The sequence below is a fragment of the Pseudomonas simiae genome, from assembly GCF_900111895.1.
GTDB lineage: Bacteria > Pseudomonadota > Gammaproteobacteria > Pseudomonadales > Pseudomonadaceae > Aquipseudomonas > Aquipseudomonas simiae.
This window is the reverse complement of sequence record NZ_FOKB01000002.1, coordinates 55,636-72,145: the sequence shown is the minus strand read 5'-3', so window position 1 is coordinate 72,145 and position 16,510 is coordinate 55,636. Positions and strand designations below refer to the sequence as shown.

Annotated in this window: 20 protein-coding genes and 1 tRNA gene; 19 read left to right on the top strand and 2 right to left on the bottom strand. The window is 56.2% G+C overall.

The features are described from left to right. Nucleotides 1-180 precede the first annotated feature (180 nt). The 19 genes from BMZ57_RS06275 to BMZ57_RS06190 all read left to right on the top strand — a co-directional run bounded on the left by BMZ57_RS06275 (nucleotide 181) and on the right by BMZ57_RS06190 (nucleotide 14,626). On the top strand, nucleotides 181-1,905 hold the full coding sequence (locus BMZ57_RS06275; protein ID WP_010213313.1) for a tetratricopeptide repeat protein: 1,725 nt from the start codon (nucleotides 181-183) through the stop codon (nucleotides 1,903-1,905). 4 nt (nucleotides 1,906-1,909) lie between these two features. Then, nucleotides 1,910-2,527, top strand: a complete 618-nt coding sequence (gene lolB / locus BMZ57_RS06270; RefSeq protein ID WP_069673371.1) for a lipoprotein insertase outer membrane protein LolB — start codon at nucleotides 1,910-1,912, stop codon at nucleotides 2,525-2,527. Nucleotides 2,528-2,576: 49 nt separating this feature from the next. Then, nucleotides 2,577-3,380, top strand: coding sequence for a 4-(cytidine 5'-diphospho)-2-C-methyl-D-erythritol kinase (gene ispE / locus BMZ57_RS06265; protein ID WP_254668498.1), 804 nt, complete (start codon nucleotides 2,577-2,579; stop codon nucleotides 3,378-3,380). Nucleotides 3,381-3,416: 36 nt separating this feature from the next. Then, nucleotides 3,417-3,491, top strand: a tRNA-Gln gene (locus BMZ57_RS06260). A 44-nt stretch (nucleotides 3,492-3,535) separates the two neighbouring features. Then, nucleotides 3,536-4,477 (top strand): ribose-phosphate pyrophosphokinase, encoded by a 942-nt coding sequence (locus tag BMZ57_RS06255; RefSeq protein WP_003171603.1) that lies wholly within the window; start codon nucleotides 3,536-3,538, stop codon nucleotides 4,475-4,477. A gap of 137 nt (nucleotides 4,478-4,614) precedes the next feature. Continuing rightward, nucleotides 4,615-5,211 carry a 50S ribosomal protein L25/general stress protein Ctc gene (locus BMZ57_RS06250; RefSeq protein ID WP_010213317.1) on the top strand — a complete coding sequence of 199 codons (597 nt, stop codon included), beginning with the start codon at nucleotides 4,615-4,617 and terminating at the stop codon, nucleotides 5,209-5,211. 167 nt (nucleotides 5,212-5,378) lie between these two features. Continuing rightward, on the top strand, nucleotides 5,379-5,963 hold the full coding sequence (pth, locus tag BMZ57_RS06245; protein ID WP_010213318.1) for an aminoacyl-tRNA hydrolase: 585 nt from the start codon (nucleotides 5,379-5,381) through the stop codon (nucleotides 5,961-5,963). A 21-nt stretch (nucleotides 5,964-5,984) separates the two neighbouring features. Then, the gene (ychF, locus tag BMZ57_RS06240) at nucleotides 5,985-7,085 is read left to right on the top strand and encodes a redox-regulated ATPase YchF (RefSeq protein WP_010213320.1); all 1,101 of its coding nucleotides are present in this window, start codon (nucleotides 5,985-5,987) and stop codon (nucleotides 7,083-7,085) included. 393 nt (nucleotides 7,086-7,478) lie between these two features. Next, on the top strand, nucleotides 7,479-8,405 hold the full coding sequence (locus BMZ57_RS06235) for a sigma 54-interacting transcriptional regulator (RefSeq protein ID WP_069673373.1): 927 nt from the start codon (nucleotides 7,479-7,481) through the stop codon (nucleotides 8,403-8,405). Nucleotides 8,406-8,569: 164 nt separating this feature from the next. Further along, on the top strand, nucleotides 8,570-8,770 hold the full coding sequence (locus BMZ57_RS29100; protein ID WP_137205936.1) for a hypothetical protein: 201 nt from the start codon (nucleotides 8,570-8,572) through the stop codon (nucleotides 8,768-8,770). Nucleotides 8,771-8,878: 108 nt separating this feature from the next. Beyond that, on the top strand, nucleotides 8,879-9,241 hold the full coding sequence (locus BMZ57_RS29735; protein WP_021491935.1) for a hypothetical protein: 363 nt from the start codon (nucleotides 8,879-8,881) through the stop codon (nucleotides 9,239-9,241). A gap of 6 nt (nucleotides 9,242-9,247) precedes the next feature. Beyond that, nucleotides 9,248-10,069: a type III secretion system inner membrane ring lipoprotein SctJ gene (sctJ, locus tag BMZ57_RS06225; RefSeq protein ID WP_010213325.1), complete on the top strand. Its 822-nt coding sequence runs from the start codon at nucleotides 9,248-9,250 to the stop codon at nucleotides 10,067-10,069. Then, nucleotides 10,062-10,619, top strand: a complete 558-nt coding sequence (locus BMZ57_RS06220) for a hypothetical protein (RefSeq protein ID WP_010213326.1) — start codon at nucleotides 10,062-10,064, stop codon at nucleotides 10,617-10,619. The genes sctJ and BMZ57_RS06220 overlap by 8 nt, the downstream gene beginning before the upstream one ends. A 2-nt stretch (nucleotides 10,620-10,621) precedes the next feature. After that, complete coding sequence (sctL, locus tag BMZ57_RS06215) at nucleotides 10,622-11,233, top strand: type III secretion system stator protein SctL (protein ID WP_021491937.1); 612 nt, start codon at nucleotides 10,622-10,624, stop codon at nucleotides 11,231-11,233. Nucleotides 11,234-11,307: 74 nt separating this feature from the next. Next, nucleotides 11,308-11,526 (top strand): hypothetical protein, encoded by a 219-nt coding sequence (locus BMZ57_RS06210; protein ID WP_010213328.1) that lies wholly within the window; start codon nucleotides 11,308-11,310, stop codon nucleotides 11,524-11,526. 1 nt (nucleotide 11,527) lies between these two features. Then, nucleotides 11,528-11,920 carry a CesT family type III secretion system chaperone gene (locus BMZ57_RS30330; protein WP_029529247.1) on the top strand — a complete coding sequence of 131 codons (393 nt, stop codon included), beginning with the start codon at nucleotides 11,528-11,530 and terminating at the stop codon, nucleotides 11,918-11,920. A gap of 14 nt (nucleotides 11,921-11,934) precedes the next feature. Then, complete coding sequence (sctC, locus tag BMZ57_RS06200) at nucleotides 11,935-14,076, top strand: type III secretion system outer membrane ring subunit SctC (RefSeq protein WP_010213330.1); 2,142 nt, start codon at nucleotides 11,935-11,937, stop codon at nucleotides 14,074-14,076. After that, nucleotides 14,073-14,276 carry an HrpT family type III secretion system protein gene (gene hrpT, locus BMZ57_RS06195; protein WP_010213331.1) on the top strand — a complete coding sequence of 68 codons (204 nt, stop codon included), beginning with the start codon at nucleotides 14,073-14,075 and terminating at the stop codon, nucleotides 14,274-14,276. Before sctC ends, hrpT begins: the two co-directional genes overlap by 4 nt. Nucleotides 14,277-14,287: 11 nt before the next feature. Continuing rightward, nucleotides 14,288-14,626, top strand: coding sequence for a hypothetical protein (locus tag BMZ57_RS06190; protein WP_021491940.1), 339 nt, complete (start codon nucleotides 14,288-14,290; stop codon nucleotides 14,624-14,626). Here the strand turns inward: BMZ57_RS06190 and sctU are convergent, their stop codons facing one another. Together sctU and sctT are read right to left on the bottom strand one after the other, a co-directional pair. Next, nucleotides 14,627-15,724, bottom strand: coding sequence for a type III secretion system export apparatus subunit SctU (gene sctU, locus BMZ57_RS06185; protein ID WP_042571039.1), 1,098 nt, complete (start codon nucleotides 15,722-15,724; stop codon nucleotides 14,627-14,629). After that, entirely contained in the window at nucleotides 15,721-16,509 is a 789-nt protein-coding gene (gene sctT / locus BMZ57_RS06180) for a type III secretion system export apparatus subunit SctT (protein ID WP_044286609.1), read from the bottom strand. The genes sctU and sctT overlap by 4 nt, the downstream gene beginning before the upstream one ends. Nucleotide 16,510: the final 1 nt, after the last annotated feature.

Here is a 16,510-nt window from a genome sequence, read left to right as displayed (position 1 = left end):
ATATCGCTGATGATGTCGGGAAGCCGACAATTGTCCTACTTCGATAGATTCAGAACAACCACCGTCGTCTATTGTCCCTATATGTTGTGCCTATGAAAGGCGTCCGCTGAGTCTCGGTTATGTTTGGCCGAAGGCTTGTGTCATGATGATCCGACCGCAGGTTAGTCGTCCTCTTCCTATATGAATAGATCTTCCGCGTTGCTCCTTGCTTTTGTCTTCCTCAGCGGCTGCCAGGCCATGGCACCCGTGTCGCCGGACGGTACGCCGCCGGTGGAAGACAGCACCCCCGCCCCTGAAAAGCCTAAGGTTTATTCCTCGTTCAGTGAAGAAACGGTGTTCAGCCTGCTGAGCGCGGAGCTGGCCGGCCAGCGCAATCGTTTCGATATTGCGCTGGATAACTACGTGACCCAGGCCATCAACACCCAGGATCCGGGGATTTCCGAGCGCGCGTTCCGCATCGCCGAGTACTTGGGTGCCGACCAGGCTGCGCTGGATACGTCGTTGATCTGGGCGAAAAACGCACCGGACGATCTGGAAGCCCAGCGGGCGGCAGCCGTTCAACTGGCACGCGCCGGGCGCTATGACGACTCCATGATCTATATGGAGAAGGTGCTGCAGGGCAAGGGCGATACCCATTTCGACTTCCTCGCGCTGTCGGCGGCCGACACTGACCAGGACACGCGCGATGGCCTGATGAAGAGCTTCGACCGCCTGCTGCAAAAACACCCGAAGAACAGCCAGCTGATTTTCGGCAAGGCCTTGCTGCTGCAACAGGATGACGAAGCCGACGCGGCGCTGAAACTTCTGGAGCAGAATCCGCCGGAAGAAGGCGAAATCGCCCCGATCCTGTTGCGCGCGCGCCTGCTGCAGAACCTCAATCGCGGCAAGGAAGCGATTCCGTTGCTGGAAAAAAGCATCAAGAAGTATCCCGAAGACAAGCGCCTGCGCCTGACCTATGCGCGCATGCTGGTAGAGCAGGACCGCATGGAGGACGCCAAAGTGCAGTTCGCCAGCCTGGTCCAGCAATACCCGGACGATGACGAACTGCGCTACTCCCTGGCACTGGTGTGCCTGGAAGCCAAGGCCTGGGACGAGGCCAAGGGTTATCTGGAAGAGCTGATCCAGCGCGAAAGCCATGTGGACTCGGCGCACCTGAACCTCGGCCGTATCGCCGAGGAGCGCAACGACCCGCAGGCTGCCCTGCTCGAATACGCCCAAGTCGGCCCCGGCAATGACTACCTCCCGGCCCAGTTGCGCCAGGCCGACATCCTGATGAGCAACGGCCGCACCGACGAGGCGGAAAAGCGCCTGGCGGCTGCGCGCGATGCCGAGCCGGACTATGCGATCCAGCTGTACCTGATCCAGGCCGAGACCTTGTCGGCCAACAATCAGAGCGAGCGCGCCTGGAAACTGCTGCAACAAGCCTTGTTGCAATTCCCCGACGATTTGAACCTGCTGTATACCCGCGCCATGCAGGCGGAAAAACGCAATGACCTGGCACAGATGGAAAAAGACCTGCGCCTGATCATCAAACGCGACCCGGACAATGCCATGGCCCTCAACGCGCTGGGCTACACGCTGTCCGATCGCACCACGCGTTACGCCGAAGCCAAGGTGTTGATCGAACAGGCTCACAAGCTCAACCCGGAAGACCCGGCCGTGCTCGACAGCCTGGGCTGGGTGAATTACCGCCTGGGCAACCTGGACGAAGCCGAACGCCTGCTGCGCCAGGCGCTGGAGCGCTTCCCCGATCAGGAAGTCGCCGCTCACCTGGGCGAAGTGCTGTGGGCCAATGGCAAACAACGCGAAGCCCGCCAGATCTGGGAAAAATTCCTCAAGGAACAACCCGAAAGCCCCATCCTGCGCGGCACCATCAAACGCCTGACCGGATCCGAGACCCTTTAAGCTTATGTTCTTGCGCCACATTGTTGTTTTCAGCTTTATCGCCCTGCTCGCCGGTTGCGCGGGTTTCGGCGCCCGTGAATCCGTTGAAGGCCAGGGCAACCCGGCGCAGTGGAAACAGCACAAGGACCAGCTCAGCAGCATCGATGGCTGGCAGATCGAAGGCAAAGTGGGGGTTCGCGCGCCGAAGGACTCCGGCAGCGGCACCTTGTTCTGGCTGCAACGCCAGGATTACTACGATATTCGCCTGTCCGGCCCGCTGGGACGTGGCGCGGCGCGCCTGACGGGTCGACCGGGGCAAGTCAGCCTCGAGGTGGCCAACCAGGGGCGTTATGAAGCGACCTCGCCGGAAGCGCTGCTGGAAGAACAGATTGGCTGGAAGCTGCCGGTGTCTCACCTGGTCTGGTGGGTACGCGGTCTGCCCGCGCCTGACAGCAAGAGTCGCCTGAGCCTCAATGGCGACAGCCGCCTGGCAACGCTGGAACAAGATGGCTGGCAGGTGGAGTATTTGAGCTATGTGGAACAAAGCGGCTATTGGCTGCCCGAGCGCATCAAGCTGCACGGCACCGACCTTGACGTCACGCTGGTGATCAAGGACTGGCAACCGCGCAAGCTGGGGCAATAACGTGACCGGACAAACATTGACCCTGCCCTCCCCGGCCAAGCTCAATCTGATGCTGCACATTCTCGGTCGCCGCAAAGACGGCTATCACGAGTTGCAGACACTGTTTCAATTTCTCGACTACGGCGATGAACTGACCTTCGCCGTGCGCGACGATGGCGTGATCAAGCTGCATACCGAATTCGAAGGCGTCCCTCACGACAGCAACTTGATCGTGAAGGCGGCGAAAAAACTTCAGGAGCAATCCGGTTGCCGGCTCGGCATCGATATCTGGATCGATAAAATTTTGCCCATGGGCGGTGGAATCGGTGGCGGCAGCTCGAATGCCGCCACCACATTGCTGGGTCTGAATCATTTATGGCAACTGGGCTGGGACGATGATCGCCTGGCAGCGCTGGGCCTGACGCTGGGCGCCGACGTCCCGGTTTTCGTGCGTGGGCACGCGGCTTTCGCCGAGGGCGTAGGGGAAAAACTCACCCCCGAATACCCCGAAGAGCCGTGGTATGTCGTGCTTGTTCCGCAAGTATCTGTAAGTACAGCAGAAATTTTTTCAGATCCACTGTTGACACGTAACTCTCCTCCCATTAAAGTGCGCCCCGTTCCCAAGGGAAACAGTCGAAATGACTGCTTACCGGTTGTAGCAAGGCGTTATCCAGAAGTACGTAACGCTTTGAATTTGCTAGGTAAATTTACCGAAGCAAAATTAACCGGAACTGGAAGTTGTGTGTTTGGGGGCTTCCCAAGCAAAGCTGAAGCTGATAAAGTCTCGGCCCTTCTTACAGAGACCCTTACAGGGTTTGTAGCAAAGGGAAGCAACGTTTCGATGTTGCATCGCAAGCTGCAAAGTCTGCTCTAAAGGAACCGAGTGTTAGGCACTCGTTGCAACAGATACAGGGGCGTCGCCAAGCGGTAAGGCAGCAGGTTTTGATCCTGCCATGCGTTGGTTCGAATCCAGCCGCCCCTGCCATTTCTATACTCATCCAGGTTACCCTCAGCCTCTAGGTACTGCGCGTGTCCAAGATGATGGTCTTTACGGGGAATGCTAACCCCGATCTGGCTCGACGTGTCGTACGTCAGCTGCATATCCCTCTCGGTGACATCTCTGTCGGTAAGTTTTCCGACGGCGAAATTACAGCCGAGATCAATGAAAACGTCCGCGGTAAAGACGTCTTCATTATTCAGCCGACTTGCGCTCCGACCAACGATAACCTGATGGAACTCGTCGTGATGGCTGATGCCTTCCGCCGCTCCTCAGCGACTCGAATCACAGCTGTAATCCCTTACTTTGGTTATGCCCGTCAGGATCGCCGTCCGCGTTCCGCACGTGTGGCTATCAGCGCGAAAGTCGTTGCTGACATGCTCACCGTGGTAGGTATCGACCGTGTGCTCACGGTTGACCTGCACGCTGACCAAATCCAGGGGTTCTTCGATATTCCGGTAGATAACATCTACGGCTCCCCAGTATTGGTGGATGACATCGAAGACCAGCGCTTTGAAAACCTGATGATCGTGTCCCCGGACATTGGTGGCGTCGTGCGTGCACGGGCTGTTGCCAAATCCCTGGGCGTGGACCTCGGGATCATCGACAAACGCCGCGAGAAAGCCAATCACTCTGAAGTGATGCATATCATCGGTGATGTCGAAGGGCGTACCTGTATTCTGGTTGATGACATGGTCGACACCGCCGGCACCCTGTGCCACGCGGCGAAAGCCTTGAAAGAGCACGGTGCGGCTAAAGTCTTCGCCTACTGCACACACCCTGTGCTGTCGGGCCGAGCGATCGAGAACATCGAGAACTCCGTGTTGGACGAACTGGTGGTGACTAACACCATCCCGTTGTCCGCCGCAGCTCAAGCCTGTGCGCGTATCCGTCAACTGGATATCGCACCGGTCGTTGCCGAGGCGGTCCGCCGCATCAGCAATGAAGAATCGATCAGCGCGATGTTCCGCTAAGGGTCAAACCTTCGGCACATCCCACTGACGAAAAGCGCCCCGCCCTGACATTCTGTTGGGGCGGGGCTTTTTTGCCCATGTCGAGTACGGCGCTGGTCGCAAACGCCCCTCGATGATGGCTATTTTGGAGATACAAAATGACTGACTTTACTCTGAACGCTCAAGCGCGTACTGACCTGGGGAAAGGTGCGAGCCGCCGCCTGCGTCACGCCGCCAACATCCCAGCCGTTGTATACGGTGGCAACAAGCCTGCTGAATCCGTGACCATCCTGGCCAAGGAAATCGCCAAGCTGTTCGAAAACGAAGCTGCCTACAGCCACGTTATCGAACTGAACGTCGACGGCGCCAAGCAGAACGTCATCGTTAAAGCGATGCAGCGTCACCCGTCCAAGCAGTTCATCATGCACGCTGACTTCGTTCGCGTTGTAGCTGGCCAGAAACTGACCGCTATCGTGCCTGTGCACTTTGTTGGCGAAGAAGCTCCGGTCAAGAAAGGCGGCGAGATCTCGCACGTCCTGAACGAAATCGAAGTGACCTGCCTGCCGAAAGACCTGCCTGAGTTCATCGAAGTCGACCTGTCGGCTCTGGAAGTCGGCGCAATCGTTCACCTGTCCGACCTCAAAGCCCCTAAAGGCGTTGAGTTTGTCGCACTGGCTCACGGTGATGACAAAGCTGTTGCCAACGTTCACGCTCCACGCGTTGCTCCAGAAGCTGAAGAAGGCGCTGCAGAGTAATTCACTCTGTATTGCCGGAGCTTGAGGAAACATCGCGGACCGAAACGTAGCGAGAAAGCGGGCGATAACGCGGCGTTTACTCTTGAGTAAATAGCTTCTGTCGTCCACTTTCGCCGCACACAGGTTGCGGCGATGTTATCCACAACTCCAAAGGAAGGGCCCCTGTCGTGACTGCCATTAAACTGATCGTTGGCCTGGGAAATCCAGGCGCCGAATACGAACAGACCCGGCATAACGCGGGGGCCCTTTTTGTTGAGCGCATCGCCCACGCCCAAGGTGTGAACCTGGTGGCCGATCGCAAATATTTTGGCCTGACCGGGCGCTTCTCGCACCAGGGTCAGGATGTTCGTCTGCTGATTCCCACCACCTACATGAACCGCAGCGGCCAGGCTGTCGCGGCGCTTGCGGGGTTCTTCCGGATCAAACCCGAGGAAATCCTGGTGGCCCATGACGAATTGGACCTGCCGCCCGGTGTCGCCAAGCTCAAGCTCGGCGGTGGGCACGGCGGGCACAACGGCCTGCGCGACATCATCGCGCAGCTGGGTAATCAGAATAATTTCTACCGCCTGCGGCTCGGCATTGGCCACCCAGGCGTTGCCAGTATGGTTTCAAATTTCGTCCTGGGTCGTGCGCCACGCGCCGAACAGGAAAAACTCGATGCCAGCATCGACTTTGCCCTCGGCGTGCTGCCGGATATCTTCGCCGGTGAATGGAACCGCGCGATGAAAAACCTGCACAGCCAGAAGGCCTGACTCTTACCGAGGGGAAACACCATGGGATTCAATTGCGGCATCGTCGGCTTGCCCAACGTCGGCAAATCCACCCTGTTCAACGCCCTGACCAAGTCCGGTATTGCAGCGGAGAACTTCCCCTTCTGCACCATCGAGCCCAACAGCGGTATCGTGCCGATGCCGGATCCACGCCTGGACGCCCTGGCGGCCATCGTCAATCCAAAGCGCATCCTGCCGACCACCATGGAATTCGTCGACATCGCCGGCCTGGTCGCAGGCGCGTCGAAAGGTGAAGGCCTGGGCAACAAGTTCCTGGCCAACATCCGTGAAACCGATGCCATCGCCCACGTGGTCCGCTGCTTTGAAGACGAGAACGTGATTCACGTCTCCAACAGCGTCGACCCGAAACGCGACATCGAGATCATCGACCTGGAACTGATCTTTGCCGACCTCGACAGCTGCGAGAAGCAACTGCAGAAAGTCGCGCGCAACGCCAAGGGTGGTGACAAGGACGCCGTAGTCCAGAAAGGCCTGCTGGAGCAGTTGATCGCGCACTTCACCCTGGGCAAGCCGGCACGCAGCCTGATGAAGACCATGGGCGCTGACGAGAAGGCCGTAATCAAAGGCTTCCACCTGCTGACCACCAAGCCAGTGATGTACATTGCCAACGTCGCCGAAGATGGCTTCGAGAACAACCCACTGCTTGATGTGGTCAAGGCCATTGCCGACGAAGAAGGCGCCATCGTTGTTCCGGTGTGCAACAAGATCGAAGCAGAAATAGCCGAACTCGACGACGGCGAAGAAAAAGACATGTTCCTTGAGGCCCTGGGCCTGGAAGAGCCTGGCCTGAACCGCGTAATCCGCGCCGGCTACGAGATGCTCAACCTGCAGACCTACTTCACCGCCGGTGTCGAAGAAGTTCGCGCCTGGACCGTCAAGGTCGGTGCTACCGCACCGCAGGCTGCCGGTGTGATCCATACCGACTTCGAAAAAGGTTTTATCCGTGCCGAGGTAATCGCCTACAACGACTTCATTCAGTTCAAGGGTGAAGCCGGTGCCAAGGAAGCGGGCAAGTGGCGCTTGGAAGGCAAGGAATACATCGTAAAAGATGGCGATGTGATGCACTTCCGCTTCAACGTGTAAGCGTTACCTGCGGTTTATACCGCGAATAAAAAGCCGATGCATTGCATCGGCTTTTTTGTGGGCGTTTGAATTTCGCTAACGAAAAAATTAAAAACGTCATGACGTGATACATTTGCTCATAAATTTTAAAAGCGAAACGCAAGACACCCGATAAAAAGCCTCATTGCAAAAACACCTCTTTAGAATATTTCCTTGCAACGTTAAGACTTTCCCTACACCTGAAATGGCGAAACTCGCCCATCAAGACTTGAAACTTTTTTATTCGCTGAAACGTATAACTTTCACGTCATCCATCGCTCTGGCCAGTTCATGACAACATAAAAAAATCCTGTTTAACTGCGTTCATATGGAGATAGCCCTCATCATGCGGCCACCGCACTGGAGCAAAATAATATGTCGACGCTCAATCAGAATAGTCTTATAGAAGATATAACTTTCTCTGATTGCCCGAGCATCGAAACGACTATAAAAAACACAGCCGCTTTGGATATAGATATTCTGCTATTGGGAGAAACAGGGACGGGTAAAGATACGTTGGCACAACATATTCATTACCTATCCCAGCGTAAGGGAAACTTCGTTGCCGTCAACTGCGCCGCCATTCCGGAAAGTCTTGCCGAGAGCCAGCTGTTCGGCGTAAACAGCGGCGCCTATACGGGGGCCATGCAGTCCCGGGCTGGATTCGTTGAAGCAGCCCATCTGGGCACCTTATACCTCGATGAAATCGATAGCATGCCACTGACGCTACAAGCCAAGCTGTTACGCGTGCTGGAATCCCGTGGAGTCGAGCGTCTGGGCTCGACCCGATTTATCCCGGTGGATATGCGCGTGATCGCATCTGCCCAACGCGTCTTGCACGAGATGGTCGAACAAGGCACTTTTCGACGCGATCTCTACTTCCGCTTGAATGTCGTCAGCATTCACCTTCCAGCCTTGCGGGATCGACGAGCGCGAATAATCCCTATGTTCCTCCACATGATTCAGCAAGAAGCTGATCATTTCAAACTCGCCTACCCTCCCCCTCCCGATAGCCAATTGTTGCAGCAGTTGCTGTGCCACCCCTGGAAGGGCAATGTCCGCGAGCTTCGATCTACGGCGAAGCGCTTTGTATTGGGCCTGCCTCCGCTTTCAGCAACCGTGATCACCCGACAGGAAATAGAGATGGGCCTGAAGGCGCGCATGCATCAGATGGAAAAATCGTTGATTGAAGAGTGCCTGCGCCAAAATAGCCATTGTGTGGACAGTGCGGCAACCGAACTGGGCGTTCCCAAAAGAACCCTGTATCACCGCATAAAGCACTTGGGAGTGTCACTGGGTTGAGCGCACCGGAAACAAACCAATACATTTATTGAAACATAGCCTCCAGCGATGCGTGGAACGCATACATTTCTTGAACCACATAATTGATGGAACGGCACTACGGATGGAGAGTTTTTTCTTAAGGCGTGCTGTTTCACTTACACATATTAATTACGGAGAACACTATGGCTATTCCTAGCGGATCATCCTACTCACCTTATTCGGGCGGCTACGGCGGTGGCCAAATGTCTGCTCAAGATGCTGACCAAGGCTTGGAAGCTGCAGAAGCAAAAAAACGCGCAGATGGTGTAAAAAACGCATTTAAGGGTGCAGAAAACCAAAATACCTCGGGTATCAAGGCAGCATCCGACAAACTCAACGTTTAATAGCTTCAACTTACAAAAGCCTTCCTACGGCCCCGGCGGGGAAGGCTTTTTAAGCAAACACGGAGATAAGCCCCCTCAACGTTAGTTTCGACGTTACAGGATCCTACTATGATAGGCATTATTAAGCAGACTGAACGCAACTCTCTATCCGAGTCCCTCACAGACCATAAATTAACGGACTTGAGTACGGATATTGACTTTTTTAACGCCGCCGTAACCGCTTCATCATTTTCGAAACACGCCACGGGTAGCACCGTTACGCAAAACTTACTTTCCGAGGCAGCAGGCAAGCTAAGTTCTGTGACGGACCGTATGACTAGAAGCCTGCGTGCCTTGAGCAGCCCGAATAAGCTGGATGAAGCTCGAAAATATCCGGGCCAACTTTCCGACGCGCTCCTACTTCAGCAGATGCTGTCAAAATCCGTCGGTAAAACCGCACAATGCATTGATAAAATCAGCAGTCTTCAGTAGGTTAAAATGAATCACCTGCTACCGTTTGTATTGGTTATATGTCTCTCTCTCCTGCTGCAGGCCTGTAGTGAACGGGTCGAGCTTCATCGTCAGCTAACTGAGCAAGAGGCTAACGAGGTAGTAGCGGAGCTGGCTGACAAACATATCCGCGCCACTAAAGTTCCGGCAAAAGATGGCGTTATCGTTGTTGTCAACGCCACCGAGATTGCGCGTGCGGTACGAACGCTGGAGGCCGTAGGGCTCCCTCGGGCAGCACGCACTACGCTGGGTAACACCTTTCGTAAAGAAGGTGTGATCTCAACGCCGCTGGAAGAAAGAGCGCGCTATATCTATGCATTGTCTCAAGAACTTGAAACAACTTTATCGAACATTGACGGCGTTATCGTCGCCCGGGTCCATGTGGTATTGCCTGAGCGCGTCGCGCCTGGAGAGCCTGTGCAACCTGCCTCTGCGTCAGTGTTCATCAAACATGATCCTAGGCTTGACCCAGACAGCATCAGGGCGCGTGTTCGCAGGATGGTTGCTAGCAGCTTACCGGGCATGGCCACAGCGGTCGACAACTCGCAGAAATTGACCGTCGTGTTCGTGCCGGCGACAGCTTATCTGGAGCAACAGCGTTTGGCTTACTTCGGGCCGTTCCTGGTTCCCGAAGATGACCTCGGTTTCTGGAGAATCTGTGTGACTGTTTCGCTGCTCGCAGTGGTGTTCATGGTATCGGGAGGTATGTTCTGGCAAAAGCGAAAGCAACGAGTTATGCCGACGCCTGACGTGCGCGCTCAAACACATGAAGTGTCTTCCAGCATGACTGCTCATTCCAGCAATGAGTAATCTCGCCTGGGCCCAATGGTGGGCCGCCCCCTGGTTATATGCGCATGAAGACTGGAAAAGCATCGATAACTACGCGGCACTTATACAACTCCATCGCAGCGGGCAGGTGGCTACGGGGACACATTTCGGTATTGCTCCATGCCTACCTCCGATGCCTGACCCTGCATTAATTCAACTGGCGACTGCTTCTGCGGAGCAACTTGATCTGGCGATTGGGTTGATTGAGGGCATTTGCCGCCCGGCCTATGCGACAGCATTGGATGAGCATCATCACCTGTGGTGTAACAGCCTATCCAAGGCTCTGCCACTTGATATCGTGCAGCCTGATAACGACCCATTGCAATTGCTACGCGCCTGGATTCCTCCGGCGACCTGGCAACGAATCCGCCTGCGCTTTCCTCGCCACCGTGTACTTGATCTAGAGCAAATGCCATTGGCGCTCAAGGGTTCGCACAGCCGCCTTGATACGCTCTGGCATGCTGTCGTGTGGCGTATTGGCGCCATGGATGGCACCCGCAATCCTGTTGATTCATGGGAGCATGGAGAATAACGATGTTATGTCGCCGCATCATCAACTCGCCTGGCGGAACACGTGCGCTCCCGGGGAGCCTTCTCTCCTGCGAAACCCTGGCAAGTTACACCCAAGCCGACAATGTGGTTGAGCAGGCAAAAGCGGGAGCCAGACAGTTACTACAGGAGGCCAATGAACAACGTGAGCAGCTTCTGGAAAAAGCGAGTCTGGAAATATGGCAACGTGCCGATGCACAGCTCAAACGCTGGGAAGCCGAGCGCCAAGCCTTGTGTGACAACCTCGAGCAATACGCAACCTCAATTGCCAACCAGGCTATCTCCCTTCTACTTGAAGAAACACCCGCCCCCCAACGTATTAAGGCTCTGATCAGGCAACTGCTGGCGTGCCATGTGCCTGCAATTAAGGCAACGCTTTTATGCAACCCACATGAGCTTGAGACAGTCAGGCAATGCCTAGACAGTGACAGCGGTAATTGCTGGACGTTGCGCGCGGAAAATACGATTGAACCTCAAAACCTCATATTGAATACCGAAGAGGGCGACTTTCGTATTGACTGGACAGCCTTGATCAGTGCTCTCGTCAGACAGGATCCCCCCCTTTCGCACGATAGAAGCAGGCAGACGCGTTCCTAAAAATAATTTAATACAACTGGAACTATTTCGAAATAAAAACCAAGAAGAGGTACACCCCCTCATGGAATACCTCTATGAAATATTTAGACGGCTTCAAAGACAGGCTTCTAAGCGACGCCAGACATACTAAAAGGGAATACAACTACGCAGCAGAAAACAACTCTGGTTCGGAGGAAGACATCGGGCTGTTTTTCAATCTTTTACAGCGACACCGCACCTCCGAATACGTCTACCAAGAGCAAAACCGAGTGAAGCACATGCTACTGAAGTCCTGCCTGGATAGCGTGCCGTAAATTGAAAGAACTGTTTTCTGAATACCTGAGGAACGGCACCGGGGAATTAACGCTGTTCGAGAACGATGAAGCGGTTGTACTGCGTCACTGTTCGGGAACCCTGCTGCTTAGCGTTCAACTGGCCCGACACTCCCGGAATGAATCAATGCTGGTGAGCTGGATGCGTCTGGGCGCCGTCAGCCTGGCCCACTTTCAAGGTGCGCTCGCTCTGTCACCAGACAGCGGTGACCTCTGGCTGATCCATTGCGTGCCTAACCCACACGACGAACAGCATCTGCTGCACTGCATCGAGAGCCTGCTCAACCAACGCGATACCTGGCGCGCCACCGTCGCGCGCCTGAACAAACCCATCCATCAACTCAAACCTACCTGGCTACGTTCGTTGTTGCACTAAACAGGGAAACACCTATGCATAACACGATCTGCAAGCGCAGCGACTTGCGCATTAACTCGCGTGAAACTTCATCCAGACGTTTCAACTGGTCAAGTCTGGTAGCGCTCGCCTGTTTGCTGTCCCCGGCGCACAACGCCCTTGCCGCGATACCCCCCGAATGGAAAAACACCGCCTACGCCTATGAGGCCGACCACAAACCGCTGCGGGAAGTACTCGAAGACTTCGCCCAGACATTCGGCACGCAACTGCAAATCGAAGGCCTGCTGGAAGGCGACGTCAACGGCAAGATTCGCGCGAATACCCCACAGTCACTGTTGGACAGACTCGGGGTTGAGCATCGTTTTCAGTGGTTTCTCTACAACAACACGCTGTTCATCAGCACGCTGGACCAGCAGGAGTCCGCGCGCCTGGAGGTCTCGTCAGAGACGATTTCCGACCTCAAGCAGGCGCTGACCGATATCGGACTGCTCGATAGCCGTTTCGGTTGGGGTGAGTTACCGGAAGACGGTGTCGTGCTCGTCTCCGGCCCCAAGCGCTATATCGAACAGATCAAGCAATTCAGCAGCCAACGCCGGTCACCGGATGAAAAACAGAGCGTACTGAGTTACCCGTTGAAGTTCGCCAATGCGGCGGACCGCCAAGTGGATTACCGCGGCGAAAAGCTCGTCGTTCCCGGCGTCGCCAACATCTTGCGAGGGCTTTTGGAACCGCGTTCCCCGTCTGCGCTCACAGGCTTGACCCAACGTCCGGCCTCCCAGCCAGCGCCGCTTACGCCCAATGTGCCGCGGCTGGGCAATCCGTTGCTGAGCCAAATGCTCGACGCCAATGGCACCACAGGTCAAATGGCTCCCATGCCTGCATTGACCTCACGGGCCCCGGTATCCACGAGCCGAATCCGAGTCGAAGCCGACGTACGCAATAACGCCGTGCTGATCTATGATTTGCCGGAACGCCAAACCATGTACCGCGAATTGATCACCCAGCTCGACGTCGCGCGCAAGTTGATCGAAATCGATGCGATCATTCTCGATATCGAACGTACGCAATTGCGTGAATTCGGGGTGAACTGGGGTTTCCAGAACAGCCGCTTCCGCGGTGGCGTCAACATGGCGCCCGGCACCTCCTCACAGCTGTCGATTGATAACCGCGACCGTTTCTACGCCGATATCCGCGCGCTGGAAGCCAAGGGGCTGGCTACCATGGTTTCGAACCCCTCGGTGCTCACCCTGGAAAACCAACCAGCGGTGATCGACTTCAACCGTACCCAATACATCACCCCCGGCAGAGATTACGCAACCATTCTGCCCGTCACCGTAGGCACCAGCCTTCAGGTGGTTCCTCGGGTAACGACCGGACGTGGTGTTCACCAGATCCATTTGGCGGTCGATATAGAAGACGGTAATTTCGACGAGACCAATCCCGACAGAGACCCCAATCACCCTGATGTGCGCCGGGGCAAGGTCAGCACGCAGGCCGTGATGCAGGAAAAGCGCTCGCTGGTGGTTGGCGGCTTTCATGTCACTGACAGTTCCGACCAGCAAAAGAAAATCCCGCTGCTGGGGGATATTCCGTTACTGGGCAAGGCGCTGTTCTCTTCGACAGAACGCCACAACAATCGCCGTGAGCGTTTGTTTATCCTGACACCCCGCGTCATCGGGGACCAGGACGACCCGTCGCGCTACTTGCCACAAGACGACCAGGCCGAGTTGCAAGCCGCCCTTGCACCACTGGCCAGGCGCTACTCACCGCATCAGCCGGTGATCAAACGCAGTGACATCATCACCACGCTGGCGCGCTTGGTCAGTGGAGAAGTCCCCAAGGCTTTCAGCGCGGCACCGATGCCTCTGGCGCTGAACACCTTGTGCAGCACCCGTGATTTGCTGGCGCTGAACACCGACCGCAGTCAGTGGTACGCCGGCCCGGAATACAACGTGGCGGTGGTGGTGTTGCGCAACCAGTTCAAACGCAATGTGCGTATCGATGAAAAGGAATGCAGCAACTCGCAGACCCTGGCAGTCACCGTGTGGCCACGTGCCTGGCTCAAGCCGGGTGAAGAAGCCGAAGTATTCATCGCCATGCGCCCGGTAGTGAGAGATGAACACCTCAGCGTGCCCCGCCCCTCCATGATCACTCCAGCTCAGAAGGCCACGCCATGAAAAACCGACTGTTGTGCGTCATCCTGATTGGCGCAGCGATACTCTTCACCGGCTGTACGCCCACGTGCAAAGGTGATTCGTGCTCACGCCCGCAATCGAGCAAGGACAAGATGGTGATCTGGTGGCCGCCGCAGATGCGCGTCGAGCCCGCCCCCTCCGGTGAGCGGGCGGACTACCAGACGGTGTCATTGGAACGATGAGTTCCCCGAATATGCCCGGCGCCCCACGGCAGGTATTTTTCGACAACCTGGTGAGTGGCGCTGCTGCTCACCTGCCCCTGGCGCCCGGTATCAAGGTCTGCGCACAGCACGCTGGCCAGCGCCCTGGGGTGGCCTTGTGCATTGCGCGCGAGGCCCTGCAGGCTGGGCAATTGCAACAAGTGCTAGAGCGACGCTTTGAACAAGCGCTGGTGTTCGAGGGCTGCTTTATCTACCTCGATCCCCAGCACGCCCTGGTGATATGGCACGCGCTGCCGGCAACCGCCAACGCTCTCGACAGAATCCTCAGTCGGATGCTGTCGCTGGCCACTCTGCAAGCCTTGGACAGGTGATCAGCGCCGCTCAAGCTCGGGAAGCTCCAGGGTTTCGCGCTTGGCCTCATCATCGAGCTCGCGCAAGGTTCGGTAAATCAGCGCCACGGCCTGCAAGGTTTCCCGAGGGATGCTCGCGCCCAATTTTTTCGTGTAAAGCGTGCGAGCCAACCATACACATTGGATTACCGGCACGTCGGCCGCCTTGGCACGGCGGATCAATTTGCGGGCTTCATCGTCCGTGCCTTTACTCACCAACATCGGCAGCGGTGTCTTACCCGGCCGGTAATACAAGGCGACAGCAAAGTGCGTCGGGTTGACCACCAGCATGTCGGACTCCTCCAGCTTGGGCAGCTTGACCTTCGGTTCTTCCTGGGCCAACTGGTACGCCAACGAACGGCGCTGCCCCTTCACATGAGGGTCACCCTCCATGTCCTTGTACTCTTTGACGACCTCCACTTGAGTCATGCGCATGCGCTTGGCAAAAAAGTGCTTGGACAGGATCAGATCGACCAGCGCCAGCACCAGCAGCATGCCAAAGCACACATGCAGCAGATGACGGAACAGCGCGATCAACGCCACGATGTAGCTCTGCAGGTCACTGGTGGCCAGGTTGATCAACGTGCCCACCGAGGGCCGGATTACCACATACAGAATCAAACCGATAAGGAAGGCTTTCGTCACGCTCATCAACAGGTTCATCAACTGTTGGGCTGAGAACATTTGCTTGACCTGGCTGACGGGATTGAGGCGATTGAAATCCATCTTCAGGGCCTCCGGCGCAAACAGCAGCCCGAACTGCATCCAACTGCTGATCAGCTTGGTGGTAATCGCGACCCCGACCATCAACAGAGCAAAGGAGAAGAACACTCCCAGCCCGTCGAACAGCACCTCTTCCAGTGCACGCGTGAAGGGCTGATTCAAACGTGATATCGGCAACAACATCAATTGCTGGAAGCGTTGCAGGCTGGTTTCAGCGGTGAATAAGGCGATTTCACTGATGGCTGTCAATGCCAGCAGCTTTGCAACATCCTGGCTTTGGGCGACCTGGCCTTTCTTGCGTTGGTCACGCAGTTTCTTGGCTGACGCCGGATGCTTTTTTTCGCCGGAATCACTCATGGGACCGCGACCTTGATCAACTGTCCCAGTACGTGTTTGAGGTCACCCAGCGAACCCATGCGTCCGACGATCAAGTCCTGCAGCAACGCAAAGTAGAGCAGCAGAATACCGATACCCGCGAGGCTTTTGACCGGTGGCGCCAGCGTACTGACCTGCAATTGCTGACTGTAGACCCCCAGCAACGCGATGCCGAACTCCAACAACAGCAACACCGCGATAAAAGGAGCGGCATAGAGCAGCATGTGCGTGAAGGTATCGCCCAGCAAGTCGATAAACAGGCTCATCCCATTCTCTGCCGGCAGCGGGAACCAGACGGTGGGAGGCCAGATCAGGTAACTGTCCCAGATCACCTGGGTCAACGCGCCCAACCCCAAGGTAGTCATCAGCAGGAAAATCGCCAATTGCTTGAACAGATGCCCCATCGGCGTGGCATCCGGCCCCAGTGAAGGATTGAGCTGACCGCCGGCCAATGCGCCGCGTTGGTTATCCAGCAACGCCCCCACTCCCTCGAACATCCAGAACGGCATCGACAGCAGTACCCCCAGCAATAATCCCAGGGCCACTTCCTTGAGCACCAGCGCAGCCAATATCAGCGCCGAGTAGTCATGTCCCTCCAACGCTGCATGAATACCCGGTGCGGGCAGCAGTGCCATGACCATCACGATGGTGACCCGCAACCTGCCACGTATATGTTGAAAACAGAACGCCGCGACCAAGATGCCACAGGGATAAATACGCGCCATGCCGATGAGCAGGCTGGGCACGAACTCGAGATACAGCAGCACG

What these genes read in the sequence shown, in the direction of transcription:
- sctL (WP_021491937.1), top strand. Translation starts at nt 10,622, where the DNA reads ATGTTATGTCGCCGCATCATCAACTCGCCTGGCGGAACACGTGCGCTC.
- BMZ57_RS06220 (WP_010213326.1), top strand. Translation starts at nt 10,062, where the DNA reads ATGAGTAATCTCGCCTGGGCCCAATGGTGGGCCGCCCCCTGGTTATAT.
- BMZ57_RS06190 (WP_021491940.1), top strand. Translation starts at nt 14,288, where the DNA reads ATGCCCGGCGCCCCACGGCAGGTATTTTTCGACAACCTGGTGAGTGGC.
- ispE (WP_254668498.1), top strand. Translation starts at nt 2,577, where the DNA reads ATGCTGCACATTCTCGGTCGCCGCAAAGACGGCTATCACGAGTTGCAG.
- BMZ57_RS06250 (WP_010213317.1), top strand. Translation starts at nt 4,615, where the DNA reads ATGACTGACTTTACTCTGAACGCTCAAGCGCGTACTGACCTGGGGAAA.
- sctU (WP_042571039.1), bottom strand. Translation starts at nt 15,724, where the DNA reads ATGAGTGATTCCGGCGAAAAAAAGCATCCGGCGTCAGCCAAGAAACTG.
- sctJ (WP_010213325.1), top strand. Translation starts at nt 9,248, where the DNA reads ATGAATCACCTGCTACCGTTTGTATTGGTTATATGTCTCTCTCTCCTG.
- BMZ57_RS29735 (WP_021491935.1), top strand. Translation starts at nt 8,879, where the DNA reads ATGATAGGCATTATTAAGCAGACTGAACGCAACTCTCTATCCGAGTCC.
- hrpT (WP_010213331.1), top strand. Translation starts at nt 14,073, where the DNA reads ATGAAAAACCGACTGTTGTGCGTCATCCTGATTGGCGCAGCGATACTC.
- BMZ57_RS29100 (WP_137205936.1), top strand. Translation starts at nt 8,570, where the DNA reads ATGGCTATTCCTAGCGGATCATCCTACTCACCTTATTCGGGCGGCTAC.
- BMZ57_RS06210 (WP_010213328.1), top strand. Translation starts at nt 11,308, where the DNA reads ATGAAATATTTAGACGGCTTCAAAGACAGGCTTCTAAGCGACGCCAGA.
- sctC (WP_010213330.1), top strand. Translation starts at nt 11,935, where the DNA reads ATGCATAACACGATCTGCAAGCGCAGCGACTTGCGCATTAACTCGCGT.
- BMZ57_RS06235 (WP_069673373.1), top strand. Translation starts at nt 7,479, where the DNA reads ATGTCGACGCTCAATCAGAATAGTCTTATAGAAGATATAACTTTCTCT.
- BMZ57_RS06275 (WP_010213313.1), top strand. Translation starts at nt 181, where the DNA reads ATGAATAGATCTTCCGCGTTGCTCCTTGCTTTTGTCTTCCTCAGCGGC.
- lolB (WP_069673371.1), top strand. Translation starts at nt 1,910, where the DNA reads ATGTTCTTGCGCCACATTGTTGTTTTCAGCTTTATCGCCCTGCTCGCC.
- ychF (WP_010213320.1), top strand. Translation starts at nt 5,985, where the DNA reads ATGGGATTCAATTGCGGCATCGTCGGCTTGCCCAACGTCGGCAAATCC.